Here is a 13,870-nt window from a genome sequence, read left to right as displayed (position 1 = left end):
GTCGGCCCCTTCGTCAGGTCCGGTGGGCGCTAGCCCCGTGGTCCGGGCGGCTTCGGGGGCTTGTTGCCGTTGCCGTTCCCGCCTCCGCCGCCTCCGCCGCCCCCGCCGGGGTTGACGACGGTCGGCTGCGGCGCGGGCTGGCGCTGCGCCCCGCGGGAGGTGTAGATCGTGATGTAGCTGCCCGCCGGGGCCTGGCCGTACGGCGAGGTGCCGGCGACCATGCCCTGCGGGACGCCGGAGCTCATCGTGCCGCCGACGCCGGCGGAGAAGCCCGCGGCCTGCAGCGTCGCGATGGCCTGGTCGACACTCATGCCGGTGACGCCGGGCACGGAGGTCTGGTCGCCCTTGGTGAACTTGTCGGTCGGCTCGCCGAACTTCACCTCGGGCTGGCCATCGAGCGCCTTGTTCATGATGGCTTTCCAGATCGGGGCCGCGATGGCGGCACCGTGCATGACGGGGTAGTACTGCCCGCCGACCGTGATGTTCTTCATGACGCGCTCGATCGGGTCGTACGGCGTGCCGACCCAGACCGCGGTGACGAGCTGCGGGGTGTAGCCGACGAACCACGACTCGTTGTTGTTGTTGGCCGTACCGGTCTTGCCGGCCGACTCGCGCTTGCCGTCGTCGAGCTGGTTGCGGATGCCCGAGCCGTGGGTCATGTTGAACTCGAGGAACTTGTCGGTGGCCCGCGCGACGTCGGGGTCGACGACCTGCTGGCACGCCGTCTTCGGCAGCGCGACGTTCTTGCCGCCGACGACGAGCTTCGTGACGGCGACCATCGGGCACTTCTTGCCGCCCGCGGCCAGGACACCGTAGGCGTGGGCCACGCCCTGCGGCGACACGTCGGAGGCGCCGAGGATGTACTGCGGCGCATACCGGCCCACCGGCTGGCCGTCGGCCTGGTGCAGACCGAGGCGCAGCATCGTGTCGCGCACCTTGCAGCCGCCGAGCTGCTCGGCGAGGGCGATGAACGCGGTGTTCGTGGACTTCGCGGTGGCCTCCATGAGGCTGATCCGGCCACCGCCGAAGGGCGAGTCGTTGAAGACCTTCCACTCACCGCCGGGGCCGCAGTTGGCGATGCCGCCCGGCCACTCCTTCGGGGTGTAGGTGGCCTGGGAGTTGCCCCCGGCGCCCTTCGCGTTGACCGACGCGCTGGTGGTCATGCCCGACTCCATGGCGGTGACGAGCGCGAAGGCCTTGGCCGTCGAGCCGAACTGGAAGCCGCCCGAGCCGCCGTACTTCTTGTCGAGGGCCCAGTTGATGCCCGTCTGGCCACCGGAGTCCTTGGTGACGGAGTACGAGGTGTTCTGCGCGAAGGCCTTGACCTCACCGGTGTTGGGGTCGGCGACGTAGGCCGCGGCGCCGATGCGCTCGTCGTTGCCGATCGGGACCTTCTTGGTGACCTCCTTCTGCGCGTAGTTCTGCAGCTTGGGGTCGAGCGTCGTCGTGATGGTGATGCCACCGCGGTAGAGGGTCCGCTTGCGCTCCTCGACCGTCTTGCCGAGCTGGGGCATCGTCATCGCGTAGTTGACGATGAAGTCGCACCAGTACGGGTACGGCGAGGCGAGGCACGTGCTCTTCGGGTTGGACACCCGCAGGTCCTGCTTGATGGTGCGCTTCTTGGCGGCCGCGTGCTGCTTGTCGTCGATGATCTTCAGCTCGTGCATGCGGTCGAGCACGACGTTGCGGCGGGCCAGGGCGCGCTCGGGGTTGTTGACCGGGTCGGTCGTGCCCGGGTTCTGCGTCAGGCCGGCGAGGAGGGCGGCCTGCGAGAGGCTCAGCTTGCTCGCGTGGACGCTGAAGTAGTGCATCGAGGCGGCCTCGACGCCGTACGCGCGGTCGCCGTAGTAGACGAGGTTGAGGTAACGCTCGAGGATCTGGTCCTTGCTCAGCTGCTTCTCGATGGTGATGGCGTACTTGAGCTCCTTGAGCTTGCGCATGTAGTCCTTGCGGACGGCGGCCTGGGCGGCGGCCTTGTCGCCCTCGGCCAGCGCGTTGTACTGCAGCGAGATCTTGACGTACTGCTGGGTCAGCGACGAGGCACCGACCGAGCTGCCGTTGCGCAGGTTGGAGATGACCGCGCGCATCGTGCCCTGGATGTCGATGCCGCCGTGCTCGTAGAAGCGGTGGTCCTCGATCGCGACCTGCGCCTCACGCATGATCGGTGCGACCGCGCTCAGCGGGACGACCGTGCGGTTCTGCTCCTGCGGCGTCGCGATGACGGTGCCGTCGGCGGCCAGGATCCGTGAGGACTGGGCCAGCGGGTTCGTCGTGAACTCGCTCGGCAGCTCGTTGAAGACGTCGACCCCGCTGCGTGCGATGGCGCCCGTGGCGCCGACGGCGGGCATCACCAGACCGGCTGCGAGGAGCCCCAGCACGAGGGCGGACGCGAGGAACGCCCCGAGCAGGCTGACGACGCCACCGATCGAGGTAGTGCGTGAGGACATGGGCCCAAGGGTAACCGCTGAGGCCCTGGTCACCGGATCTTCGCACGTCAGGAGCGGTCACGACGCACGAACCTGCCGTCCTAGGGGGCTGCCGCGACCGTCCCGGATGGTCCGGGGTGACTAGTCACCGGCGTCCGGAAATGGTCCGTGCGGCCTATGTCGCGCTCAGGCGACCGAGCCCTAATGTCTCGTTTGGGCCTAAGGGGAGGTCCACCACATCAGGACCGGTGGGACGGTCCGTTGGCCGGCTCGGTTACTGGGAGGTTCCGGGCGGGGAGGGGAATTGATCATGAGTGCTGTCGCAATTGTCGACTCGTGGGTCGACGACTGGGCTAGCCAGGCTCGCTGCTCGAGCCAGGACCCGGACGCTCTGTTCGTCCGTGGCAAGGCCCAGCACGACGCCAAGGCCGTCTGCAAGGGTTGCCCGGTCCTGGCCCAGTGCCTGGCCGAGGCCCTCGACAACCGGACCGAGTTCGGTGTCTGGGGCGGGATGACGGAGCGTGAGCGCCGCGCGCTGCTGCGCAAGCGTCCCGACATCGCCTCGTGGAAGAACGCGCTGCGGGCCGGTATGGCCGCGCAGACCCGTCAGGCCTGAGCGTCACGCCACGCCCGCGCCGCGACGCGTCCGACTCGCCGGACGCGTCCGGCGCCCGCGTGCGTCACGGCTGACGCCGGTCAGGACCCGGCGAGCGCTGCGCCGATCTCGCGCAGCCCGTCGAGGTCGTGCACGTCGCGGCCGAGCGCCGGCACGTGCACCACGGGGATTCCGGGGTGCGCGCGCGAGAAGCGGTCGGCCAGCTCGTGCTGCCGTTGCGCGGTGCGCACGAGGTCGGCGTGCAGGCGCAGCAGGCCGGCGGCCGTCGTGGCCGACTTCGGCCCGTTGCCGTCCTCGAGCGCCTCGGCGACCGCGAGGGCCTTCGAGGGCGTCAGCCCGGTGGCCTCGACGCGTCCGATGCGGTTGACGACGAGCCCGGCCAGGGGCATGCCGTCGGCCTCGAGCCGGTCGACGAAGTAGGACGCCTCGCGCAGCGCGTCGCGCTCGGGCGCCGCGACGACGAGGAAGGCCGTGCCCTCCTCGGACAGCAGCCGGTAGGTCTCGTCGGCGCGCTCGCGGAACCCGCCGAACATCGTGTCGAGCGCGTTGACGAAGGTCTGCACGTCGGTGAGCATCTGGCCGCCGAGGACCTTGGTCATCGTCGAGGTGACGATCTGCACGCCGACGCCGAACACCTTGAGGCCGGCCCGGCCCCCGGCCTTGGCCGGTGCGGTGAGCAGGCGGATGAAGCGGCCGTCGAGGAAGCTGCCCAGGCGGTTCGGGGCGTCGAGGAAGTCGAGGGCCGAGCGCGACGGCGGGGTGTCGACCACGATGAGGTCCCACGGCGCGTCCGGGCCGCCGGCAGACGCCTTGAGCTGGCCGAGCTTCTCCATCGCCATGTACTCCTGCGTGCCCGCGAACGAGCTGGAGACGGCCTGGTAGAAGGGGTTGGCGAGGATCTGCTCGGCCTTGTCCGGGTCGGCGTGCGTGATGACGACCTCGTCGAAGGTCCGTTTCATGTCGAGCATCATCGCGTGCAGGCTGCCGCCGTTCGAGGCGTCGATGTCGGTGACCGGGCGGGGCGTGTTGTCGAGCTCGGTGAGGCCGAGGGACTGCGCGAGGCGGCGGGCCGGGTCGATGGTGAGCACGACGACGCGGCGGCCGGCCTCGGCGGCCCGCAGCGCGAGCGCCGCGGCCGTCGTCGTCTTGCCGACGCCGCCCGAGCCGCAGCACACGACGATGCCGATCGACGCGTCGGCCACGAGGGTGTCGACGTCGAGCGCCGGCGCCGGCCGGGCGACCCTCGGCTGGGTGGTCGTCGTCACGCCGGCACCTGCTCGTGGGCGAAGTGGGGCACGAGGACGTCGGCGAGCTCGCGGACCGAGCCGCTGTCGACGCCGTCCGTCAGCAGGGGCAGCTCGACGATCGGCAGCCCGGCGCCCTCGAGGAGGGCGCGCTGCTCGCGCTCGAGGTCGACGCGCTGGGCGTGGTCGCGGGCCTCGGCGAGGAGGCCGTCGACGAGCTCGGGCGTCACGGCGACGCCGGCCTCGGTCAGCTGGGTGCGGATCGAGGGCTTGTGCAGGCGGCCGGCGAGGGCCTGGCCGATGGCGGCGTCCTCGAGCAGCGGCCGACGCACCATGTTGACGATGATCGAGCCGGGGCGGAACCCCTTGGCCCGCAGCTCCTCGACGGCCTCGAGCGTCTCCTGCACGGGCATCTCCTCGAGGAGGGTGACGAGGTGCACGACGGTCTGCTCCGACTGGAGCAGGCGCGTGATCGACTCGGCCTGCGAGTGGATCGGCCCGACCCGGGCGAGGTCGGCCACCTCGGAGTTGACCGACAGGAACCGCCCGATGCGGCCGGTCGGCGGCGCGTCGAGGACGAGGGCGTCGTAGGTGAGCGGGGCGTCGCCGCGGTGCCGACCGTCGCGGCGGCGGCGGTTCGCCTCGTAGACCTTGCCGATGAGCAGGACGTCGCGCACGCCGGGGGCGATCGTCGTGGCGAAGTCGATGGCGCCGAACTTCTCGAGCAGGCGCCCCGCGCGGCCGAGCTTGTAGAACAGCTGGAGGTACTCGAGCAGGGCCGCCTTGGGCTCGACCGACAGCCCGTCCACCTCGCCGCCGCCGGGCAGGCGCACGACGCGCGTCTCGTCGGTGCCGAGCGGCGGCACGTCGAAGGTCTGGCTGATGCCCTGGCGCCCCTCGACCTCGGTGAGCAGCACGCGTCCGGGCGTCGAGGCGAGGGCGAGGGACATCGCCGAGGCGACGGTCGTCTTGCCGGTGCCGCCCTTGCCCGTGACGACGTGCAGCCGCGCCTGGCCCCAGTCGGTCGTCACGGGCCCCAGCCTATGCGTGCGGTCAGCGGGTGAGGGCGGCGACCGTGGACAGCACGGTGGAGAAGGCCGGCTGGTCGGGGTCGATGAAGGAGAAGTGGCCGGCGCCCGGCACGACCGTCCGTTCGACGTCGCCACCGGCCCGGCGCGCGGCGTCGAGGTAGGCGTCGCCGACGACGGTGGGCACGACGTCGTCCTCGGTGCCGGACAGCAGGCGCACCGGCACCCGCGGCGGGAGCGCGCCCATCGGGTCGGCCGACCGCCACGCCGCCGTGCCCGGACCGGTGCCGACGAAGGCACGGGTGGCGTCCGACCCGAGGTGCAACCGGTCTGCCGCGCCGAGGTCGACGACCCCCGCGAGCGAGACCGCCCCGACGACGCCGAGCCCCTCGACCCACGGCTGCCCGGCGACCCACGCGACGAGGTGCCCGCCGGCCGAGTGGCCGACGAGGACGATGCGGTGCGGCAGCGAGGCGTCGTGGCTGACCGCCTCGGTGAGGGCCCGGACGTCGTCGAGCGTGCCAGGCACACCACCGCCCGGCATGCCCGTGCGTCGGTACTCCCCGAGGGCGACGGTGTAGCCGGCCGCCGCGAAGGCGTGCGCCTCCGGCAGGGCGTGGGCGCGGTCGTACTCGGCCCGCCAGAAGCCGCCGTGGACGACGAGGACGGTGACGCCACGAGGCGTTGCGCCCGCGGCGGGCGGGAGGACGTCGTAGACCTGCGCCGGGTCCGGGCCGTAGGAGCGCGTCGTCGACGCGGCCGGCGCCGGTCGCGTCAGGACGTCGTCGGAGCGGGGGTCGGCGGGGGTGCTCATGCCGGACATCGTGGCACCCCCCGACGCTGCCCGGGACGTCGCTCCGGAGGGCGCGTCGGGGCCGCCGGCGCACGCGCTGAGCGCGGGTACACCAGTGAGTAGGGTGATCGCCATGACCACGTGGGAATACCTCACCGCACCGCTCCTGATCCACAACACCAAACAGATCCTCGACAACTTCGGGGCCGATGGCTGGGAGCTCGTCCAGATCGTCAACGGGCCCGACGGCACCAGCCTCGTCGCCTACTTCAAGCGTCCCAAGTCTGCGGGGAACTGAGCATGAGTGCTGTCGAAGACCGCCTGTCCGAGCTCGGGCTGACCGTGCCCGAGGTCGTCCCGCCCGTCGCCGCCTACGTCCCCGTGGTCCGCGACGGCAACCTCGTCTTCACCTCCGGCCAGCTGCCGATGGTCGACGGCCGCCTGGCCGCCACCGGCAAGGTCGGCGCCGAGGTCGACGAGGTCACGGCCAAGGAGCTCGCCGCGACGTGCGCCCTCAACGCGATCGCGGCCGTCAAGTCCGAGATCGGCGACCTCGACAAGGTCGTGCGCGTCGTCAAGGTCGTCGGCTTCGTCGCCTCCGACCCGATCTTCACCGGCCAGCCCGGTGTCATCAACGGTGCGAGCGAGCTGCTCGTCAAGGCCTTCGGTGACAAGGGCGTCCACGCCCGGTCGGCCGTCGGTGTCGCGGCCCTTCCCCTCGACGCCCCGGTCGAGGTCGAGGTCGTCGTCTCCGTCGAGGGCTGAGCCGGGATGGGTCGTCTCTTCCCGCTCACGACCACACCCGGCATCTCCGATGCCGCCACGCGATGGCTGTCCGGCGACCGGTGGGAGATCGCCGAACCACGACGAGCCAGCACCGTCATGCTCGTGCGTGACCCGTCCGACGCGTTCGGCGCGACCGGCGCCACCGCCGGCCCGGAGGTGTTCATGCTCCGGCGCGTCTCCGAGATGGAGTTCGCGCCGAGCATGCACGTCTTCCCCGGCGGCGGCGTCGACGAGCGCGACGGCGAGGGCGACCTGCCCTGGAGCGGACCCTCGCCGCTCGAGTGGGGCGAGCGCCTCGGCTGCAGCCCGACCGAGGCGCAGCTCTACGTCGCGGCCGCCGTGCGCGAGCTCTTCGAGGAGTGCGGCGTGCTCCTCGCCTCACCCTCGGCGAGCGGACCGCTCGCGTGGGTGGGCGACGCGGAGTGGCGCCAGGTGCGCGCCGACCTCGTGTCCCGCGCCGTGTCGCTGCGCGAGGTCCTCGTCGACCGTGGCCTCGTGCTGCGCTCGGACCTCGTCGTGGCCAAGGCGCACTGGCTGACGCCGGAGTTCGAGCCGCGTCGCTACGACACGTGGTTCTTCGCCGCGGTCATGCCGCCCTCGCAGGTCGCCGACGGCGACACCACCGAGGCCGACCTCGCCGAGTGGGTGCGCCCCGCGGACCTGCTGCGCGAGTACGAGGCCGGGTCGGCGCTCATGCTGCCGCCGACCGTCATGTGCGTCGAGCAGGTGCGCGACGCCGCGTCGGCCGCCGACTTCGTGGCGCACGCCGACCTGACGCCGCTCGTCATGCCCGAGGTCGTCGACGCCCCGGGTGGCGCGGCGATGGAGGTCGTCGAACGCGTCTGAGCCGCAAGCCGATCCGACCGCCGTGTGGGGCGGTCGGCTCGAGCGGAGGCTCCGCGAAGGTCTTTTCCCAGACAGCAGGACTCGAGGAGGTCGACGTGCAGGGTGCCGAGGTCGACCCGACGTGGGCCGGCGGCAGGTTCGGCGAGCGCGCCGAGTGCGTGCTGTGCCCCAACCCGTCGCCGATGACCCTCGACGGCACCAACACGTGGCTGCTGGCCGAGCCGGGCAGCGACGAGGTGGTCGTCGTCGATCCCGGCCCGCTCGACGAGGGCCACCTGCAGAACGTGCTGACCCACGTCGCCGACTCCGGCCGACGCGTCGCGCTGACGCTGCTGACGCACGGCCACGCCGACCACGCCGAGAGCGCCGACCGGTTCCACGCCCTCACCGGGGCGCCGGTGCGGGCCTTCGGCCGCGGCCACGACGACATCCGCCCAGGCGAGACGATCCGCGTCGGGGGCCTGGAGGTGCTCGCGGTCGAGACGCCCGGGCACACGAGCGACTCATACTCCTTCGTCCTGCCGGCCGACAGCACCCTGCTCACCGGCGACACGGTGCTCGGCCGCGGCACGACCGTCGTGGCCTGGCCCGACGGCAGTCTCGAGGCCTACCTCGAGTCCCTGCAGCGCATCGAGCGCCTCACGGCGTCACGCGCGGTGACGAGCCTGCTGCCCGGTCACGGGCCGTTCGTCCCCGACGCCGCCGCCACCGTGACCTTCTACCTGAAGCACCGCGCGGAGCGGCTCGAGCAGGTGCGCGCCGCGGTGGCCGCGGGCGCGTCGAGTGCCCGCGAGGTCGTCGAGACGGTCTACGCCGACGTGCCGCGCACCGTGTGGCCGGCCGCCGAGCTGTCGGTCCAGGCCCAGCTCGAGTACCTCCGCGAGCACCCCTGACCCCTCGCACCCCGACCCCTCCTCGCGCGGTTCGATGTATTCGGCGGTCACCGGTGACCGCCGAATACATCGAACCGGGAGGATGTGGGCGTGGACGGGATCGTGGACCTCGCGGCGGCGGCCGTCGGCCTCGTCGGCGACCGGCGTCGGGCGGTGCTCGGCATCGCCGGGGCCCCGGGAGCGGGCAAGTCGACGCTCGCCGAGGCGCTCGTGGCCGAGGTGGCCCGGACGCACGGGGCCGAGTGGGTCGCGCACGTGCCGATGGACGGCTTCCACCTCGCCGACGCCCAGCTCGAGCGGCTGGGAGCCTTGTCCCGCAAGGGTGCTCCGGACACCTTCGACGCCGACGGGTACGCGGCCCTGCTGCGCCGGCTCGTCGCCGAGCCGGACTCGTGGGTGTACGCGCCGGGCTTCGAGCGAACCCTCGAGCAGCCGATCGCCGCCGCCATGGTGGTGCCGCCCGAGGCGCGGGTCGTCGTGACCGAGGGCAACTACCTGCTGCTGCCCGAGGCACGCTGGGAGGCGGCCCGCGCGGCGACCGACGCGGTCTGGTTCGTCACCGGCGACGATGACGTGCGCCGCGCCCGGCTCGTGTCGCGGCACGTGACGTTCGGCAAGGAGCCCGAGGCCGCCGCGCTCTGGGTCGAAGACACCGACGAGGCCAACGCGCGCCGCGTCGCCGAGTCGGCGCACCGCGCGGACCGACTCGTCGTCAACGGGCCGGCCGGCTGGCACCTCGCGCCCTGAGCCGCCCGCACGTAGCGGACCCAGCCCCCTCGAACCCGCAACACACCGAGCAGTTGCCAATCCGTTCGGGTTATTCCGTCCAGACCTGGCAACTACTCGGTGTGTTTCGGAGTCCGTCGAGGTGTCGCGGGCCTGTGCCTGCGTCAGTGCTCAGTGTGAGTGAGCAGTGACGTGGCGCCGAGGGGGACTGGTCAGGGCAGACCGATCGGGCTCGGGCCCGTCATGCTCGCCGGGTTGAGGCCGCCACCCTGCTGGGCGGGCACCTGGGCCGGGTCAACCGTGGCGCCGGGGCGCATCGACCGGGTCGGTCTCCGGCGGCGCGGCCAGGTCAGCGCCAGGGCGCTGAGCAGCGACGCCCCGACGGCGCACGCGGCACTCACCACGAGCACGGCGGGCTCGATGACACCAGGGAACACGGAGAAGAAGCTCGGCAACAGCACGAGGCTGAGCCCGCCGGCCACGGTGTAGCCCGCGACGAGCGCCGGACGCGGGGCCCGACGCAGCGACGCCCCGACCACGGCCGAGAGAGGCGTTGCAGCGATCCATGCGGCGACGCCGAGGGTCAGGGCGAGCCCGACCCCCGTGGGTGCGTCGTCAGGGGTGGCGCCCGTCTGCCCGAACCGCACGACGGTGAACGCGATGCCGTACAGCATCCCGGCGAATGCGGCGACCCCGACACCGGCCCCGGCGCCACGGCCGGGGAGGACGTCGGTCGGGTGGTACTTGGTACGGCTCATCGGGTGGCCTCTCGCCGGTCGGACGACTGGTGAGGGTGCCCCGCGGCGCGGGGCACCCTCATCCGTCAAGACGGCGCAGGTCCCGGAAAGGTTGCTCCGGCCGCGCGATGGTTCCGGCGGTGCTGCCAGTCAGCGGGCGCGGCGCTTGAGGCGCTCGACGTCCTGGAGCAGGACCGCGCGGGCCTCGAGGCGCAGCCAGCCGCGCGTCGCGAAGTCGGCGAGGGCCTTGTTGACCGTCTCGCGGGACGCCCCGACGAGCTGGGCCAGCTCCTCCTGGGTGAGGTCGTGGCTCACCATGATGCCGCCCTCGACGGGCCGGCCGAAGCGCTCGGAGAGGTCGAGCAGGGCCTTGGCGACGCGTCCGGGAACGTCGGTGAAGACGAGGTCGGCCAGGTGGGCGTTGGTGCGGCGCAGGCGCTGGGCCAGCGCGGCCAGCAGGGCCTTGGACACCTCGGGGCGCCCGGATAGCAGGCCGGTCAGCGACTCGTTGCCGAGCCCGAGCAGCTGGGTCTCGGCGACGGCGGTGGCCGTCATGGTGCGCGGCCCGGGGTCGAAGAGGCTGAGCTCACCGAACATCTCGCCGGGGCCGAGGATCGCCACGAGGTTCTCGCGGCCGTCGGGGCTCGTGCGACCGAGCTTGATCTTGCCCTCGGCGATGACGTAGAGCGTGTCGCCCCGGTCGCCCTCGTGGAAGAGCACGTCGCCGCGCTCCATGTGGGTGCGGCTCATCTGCGACTGCAGGGCCGAGGAGGCCTCCTCGTCGAGAGCCTTGAAGAGGGGCGCGCGCTTCACCACGTCGAGATCCACGGGGTCAGTGTGCCATGTCGCCCCCGCACCCGCCGGGCGGTCGGGACGCTGGCGCGCAGGGCGCGTCGAGGCGTCGACGCGGGCGGCGCGACCCAGCCTCGCGGCATACAGTGTGCTGCGTGTCCCCCCGAGCCGTCGTGACCGCCGACGAGACGCCCGTCGCCCGCACGCGACGGGCGCGAAAGATGTACCGCTCACTGCACGAGCGCTACCCGTACGCGCACTGCGAGCTCGACTTCACGACGCCCCTCGAGCTGCTCGTCGCGACGATCCTGTCGGCGCAGACCACCGACGTCGGCGTGAACAAGGTCACCCCGATCGTCTTCGCGAAGTACCGCACCGCCGCCGACTACGCCGCGGCCGACCGCACCGAGCTCGAGACGATCATCCAGCCCACCGGTTTCTACCGGAACAAGGCCGACGCCCTCATCAAGCTCGGCATCGCCCTTGTCGAGAACTTCGACGGTGAGGTGCCCGGTCGCCTCAAGGACCTCGTGACGCTGCCCGGCGTCGGGCGCAAGACGGCGAACGTCGTGCTCGGCAACGCCTTCGACGTGCCGGGCATCACCGTCGACACCCACTTCGGCCGCCTCGTGCGCCGCTTCGGCTGGACCGAGGAGGAGGACCCGGTCAAGGTCGAGCACGAGGTCGGGCGCCTCTTCATGCGGCGCGACTGGACGATGCTCAGCCACGTCGTCATCTTCCACGGCCGGCGCACCTGCCACGCCAAGCGTCCGGCGTGCGGCGCGTGCCCGGTGGCGCGCTGGTGCCCGAGCTACGGCGTCGGCGAGACCGACCCCGACAAGGCCGCGAAGCTGCTCAAGTACGAGCTGGCGCCCAAGGCGCTCGAGGAGGCGGCCCGCGCCGCCGCTGCCGCCCAGGCGGCCGAGGCCACCGGGCAGGAGAGCGCGTGACGCAGGTCGCCAGCGGCATCGCCTACGCCGGCCGGACGGGGACGATCGAGCCCGCGCCCCTGCCCGCGGGCGGGCTCCCGCGTCCGCCGTGGGTCGACCGTCTGGTCGACCGGCTCGGCACCGTGGAGGCCGAGGACTTCTCGCTGTTCGTGCCCCCGGACGAGGGCGGCCGCGAGTCCGCCGTCCTCATCCTCTTCGGGCCCCCGCCCGCCGCGCTCGCCACCACCGACGCGTCCCCTGCACTCGACGCGTCGGCGCACGACGACACGCACGTCGTCCTGCTCGAGCGCTCGCACGACATGCGCTCGCACCCGGCGCAGATCGCCTTCCCCGGCGGGGCCCGCGACCCCGAGGACGCCGACGACGTCGCGACCGCCCTGCGCGAGGCGCAGGAGGAGACCGGCCTCGACCCGTCCGGCGTCGACGTCGTCGCGACCCTGCCGTCGCTGTTCATCCCGTTCTCCGGGTTCGTCGTGACGCCGGTGCTCGGCTGGTGGGCACGCCCGTCGACGCTGTCGGTCCGCGACCCCAACGAGGTGCACGACGTGCTGTCGGTCCCGGTGTCGCACCTCGTCGCGCCGGCCACCCGCTTCTCCGTCACCCACCCGTCCGGGTACGTCGGTCCGGGCTTCGGCCTCGACGACCTGCTCCTCTGGGGCTTCACCGCCGGCCTGCTCGGCCGGGTCCTCGACCTCGCGGGGCTCGAGCAGCCCTGGGACGCGTCGGTGCACCGGCCGCTGCCGGACCGCTACGTCGGAAGGGGGCGCGGATGACCGGCAGCGTCGTGCTCGACATCGCCCTCGGTCTGCTCCTCATCGCCTACGCCGTCTCCGGCTACCGGCAGGGGCTCATCCAGAGCGTCGCCTCGCTCGTCGGGTTCTTCCTCTTCGCGATGCTCGCCGTGTGGCAGCTGCCCGACCTCCTCGCGCACTGGGACGCCGTCTCGGGAAGCACCCGCAGCCGGGTCATCGCGCTCGTCGTCGGGGTGGTCGGCTTCGGCTGGCTGGGGCAGTTCCTCGGCAGCCTCCTCGGCAACCGCATCCGGGCCAAGGTCGGGCAGACGCCGTTCCGCCGGGTCGACTCGGTGCTCGGCGGAGTCGTCGTGCTCGTCGCGGCCAGCCTCATCGTGTGGTTCATCGGCGGCACGCTGCGCACGGCCGGCAACCCGGCGCTCGCCCGGGCCATGGCCGACTCCAAGGTGCTGCGCGTCGTCAACACCGTCGTGCCCGAGGACGCCGGCCGCATCTTCAGCGGGTTCCGCGGGTTCCTCTCGGCCCAGGGCTTCCCGCAGGTCTTCGGGTCCCTCGCGCCCGAGCCGATCACTCCGGTGCCGGCGCCCGACGCGTCGGTCGCGCGGTCCGAGCCGATCCGCGCCGCGGGCCGGTCGGTGGTCAAGGTGCTGACGCAGTCGCAGCAGTGCCAGCGCGGCCAGGAGGGCACCGGGTGGGTGCTGCGCGACAACCGCATCGTCACCAACGCGCACGTCGTCGCGGGGGCGTCGGAGGTGCACGTCGAGGCCGGCGGCCGGACGCTCACCGCGCAGGTCGTCGTGTTCGACCCCGAGCGCGACCTCGCGGTGCTCGACGTCGAGGCCCTCGACCTGCCGGCCCTGACGCTCGGCTCCGACATCGCCCGAGGCGACTCGGCGGCGGTGCCGGGCTTCCCGCTCGACGGCCCGTACCGCGTCGTGTCGGCCCGTGTCCGTGGCATCCTCGACGCCCGCGGGTTCGACATCTACGGCCAGGACCGCGTCGTCCGCGAGATCTACTCGCTGGCCACGACGGTGCAGCCGGGCAACTCCGGCGGTCCGCTGCTCGACACGCAGGGCCGCGTCGTCGGGGTCATCTTCGCCAAGTCGCTCGAGGACGACTCGACCGGTTACGCGCTGACCCTCGCCGAGGCCAAGCCCGTCCTCGACGAGGCCGCCTCGGCCCAGCGAGCCGTGGGCACGGGGGCCTGCGTCAGCGGCGGCTGACCGGCCACGTCCGCGACTGCCCCCGCGACTGCGCCCGCGACGCGGCGGGCGGTGTCAG

Annotated in this window: 15 protein-coding genes; 9 read left to right on the top strand and 6 right to left on the bottom strand. The window is 72.7% G+C overall.

Annotation, left to right across the window (positions count from 1 at the left end; all coding sequences use genetic code 11):
* Positions 1-29: 29 nt before the first annotated feature.
* Positions 30-2,447, bottom strand: a complete 2,418-nt coding sequence (locus tag BIV28_RS06585) for a transglycosylase domain-containing protein (protein WP_076260337.1) — start codon at positions 2,445-2,447, stop codon at positions 30-32.
* A gap of 289 nt (positions 2,448-2,736) precedes the next feature.
* On the opposite strand from BIV28_RS06585, the gene BIV28_RS06580 reads away from it, so the two are divergent.
* Positions 2,737-3,042 carry a WhiB family transcriptional regulator gene (locus tag BIV28_RS06580; RefSeq protein ID WP_076260335.1) on the top strand — a complete coding sequence of 102 codons (306 nt, stop codon included), beginning with the start codon at positions 2,737-2,739 and terminating at the stop codon, positions 3,040-3,042.
* Positions 3,043-3,122: 80 nt separating this feature from the next.
* Here the strand turns inward: BIV28_RS06580 and bagB are convergent, their stop codons facing one another.
* From bagB to BIV28_RS06565, 3 genes are read right to left on the bottom strand one after another with little or no spacing between them, the layout of a single operon-like run.
* Positions 3,123-4,307 carry an ArsA family ATPase gene (bagB, locus tag BIV28_RS06575; RefSeq protein ID WP_076260334.1) on the bottom strand — a complete coding sequence of 395 codons (1,185 nt, stop codon included), beginning with the start codon at positions 4,305-4,307 and terminating at the stop codon, positions 3,123-3,125.
* Entirely contained in the window at positions 4,304-5,317 is a 1,014-nt protein-coding gene (gene bagA, locus BIV28_RS06570) for an ATPase BagA (protein ID WP_278247764.1), read from the bottom strand. Before bagA ends, bagB begins: the two co-directional genes overlap by 4 nt.
* 22 nt (positions 5,318-5,339) lie before the next feature.
* Entirely contained in the window at positions 5,340-6,128 is a 789-nt protein-coding gene (locus tag BIV28_RS06565) for an alpha/beta hydrolase (RefSeq protein ID WP_076260332.1), read from the bottom strand.
* A 112-nt stretch (positions 6,129-6,240) separates the two neighbouring features.
* Between BIV28_RS06565 and sp36 the strand changes: the two genes are divergently transcribed.
* The 5 genes from sp36 (at position 6,241) to BIV28_RS06545 (ending at position 9,379) form a co-directional block, all read left to right on the top strand.
* Positions 6,241-6,405, top strand: coding sequence for a Sp36 family protein (sp36, locus tag BIV28_RS19930; RefSeq protein WP_207555819.1), 165 nt, complete (start codon positions 6,241-6,243; stop codon positions 6,403-6,405).
* Between the two features lie 2 nt (positions 6,406-6,407).
* Positions 6,408-6,872, top strand: a complete 465-nt coding sequence (locus tag BIV28_RS06560; RefSeq protein ID WP_076260330.1) for a RidA family protein — start codon at positions 6,408-6,410, stop codon at positions 6,870-6,872.
* Between the two features lie 6 nt (positions 6,873-6,878).
* The gene (locus tag BIV28_RS06555; RefSeq protein ID WP_076260329.1) at positions 6,879-7,739 is read left to right on the top strand and encodes an NUDIX hydrolase; all 861 of its coding nucleotides are present in this window, start codon (positions 6,879-6,881) and stop codon (positions 7,737-7,739) included.
* Between the two features lie 95 nt (positions 7,740-7,834).
* Positions 7,835-8,632, top strand: coding sequence for an MBL fold metallo-hydrolase (locus tag BIV28_RS06550; RefSeq protein WP_076260327.1), 798 nt, complete (start codon positions 7,835-7,837; stop codon positions 8,630-8,632).
* Positions 8,633-8,722: 90 nt separating this feature from the next.
* Positions 8,723-9,379, top strand: a complete 657-nt coding sequence (locus BIV28_RS06545; protein ID WP_242652801.1) for a nucleoside/nucleotide kinase family protein — start codon at positions 8,723-8,725, stop codon at positions 9,377-9,379.
* 191 nt (positions 9,380-9,570) lie between these two features.
* Here the strand turns inward: BIV28_RS06545 and BIV28_RS06540 are convergent, their stop codons facing one another.
* Complete coding sequence (locus BIV28_RS06540) at positions 9,571-10,116, bottom strand: hypothetical protein (RefSeq protein ID WP_076260324.1); 546 nt, start codon at positions 10,114-10,116, stop codon at positions 9,571-9,573.
* A 129-nt stretch (positions 10,117-10,245) separates the two neighbouring features.
* A complete protein-coding gene (locus tag BIV28_RS06535; RefSeq protein ID WP_076260322.1) occupies positions 10,246-10,923 on the bottom strand; it encodes a Crp/Fnr family transcriptional regulator in 678 nt (225 codons plus the stop codon).
* A gap of 185 nt (positions 10,924-11,108) precedes the next feature.
* Here BIV28_RS06535 and nth point away from each other — a divergent pair, with 185 nt between their 5' ends.
* From nth to BIV28_RS06520, 3 genes are read left to right on the top strand one after another with little or no spacing between them, the layout of a single operon-like run.
* Positions 11,109-11,837, top strand: a complete 729-nt coding sequence (gene nth, locus BIV28_RS06530) for an endonuclease III (RefSeq protein WP_083707107.1) — start codon at positions 11,109-11,111, stop codon at positions 11,835-11,837.
* Positions 11,834-12,610 carry an NUDIX hydrolase gene (locus tag BIV28_RS06525; protein WP_083707099.1) on the top strand — a complete coding sequence of 259 codons (777 nt, stop codon included), beginning with the start codon at positions 11,834-11,836 and terminating at the stop codon, positions 12,608-12,610. The genes nth and BIV28_RS06525 overlap by 4 nt, the downstream gene beginning before the upstream one ends.
* The gene (locus BIV28_RS06520) at positions 12,607-13,812 is read left to right on the top strand and encodes a MarP family serine protease (RefSeq protein ID WP_076260321.1); all 1,206 of its coding nucleotides are present in this window, start codon (positions 12,607-12,609) and stop codon (positions 13,810-13,812) included. The genes BIV28_RS06525 and BIV28_RS06520 overlap by 4 nt, the downstream gene beginning before the upstream one ends.
* The last annotated feature ends 58 nt before the right edge of the window (positions 13,813-13,870 follow it).

The organism is Intrasporangium flavum (genome assembly GCF_001956915.1).
Lineage (GTDB): Bacteria > Actinomycetota > Actinomycetes > Actinomycetales > Dermatophilaceae > Monashia > Monashia flava.
Note: the sequence above shows the minus strand (reverse complement) of the source record. Positions and strands in the feature narration are given on the sequence as shown.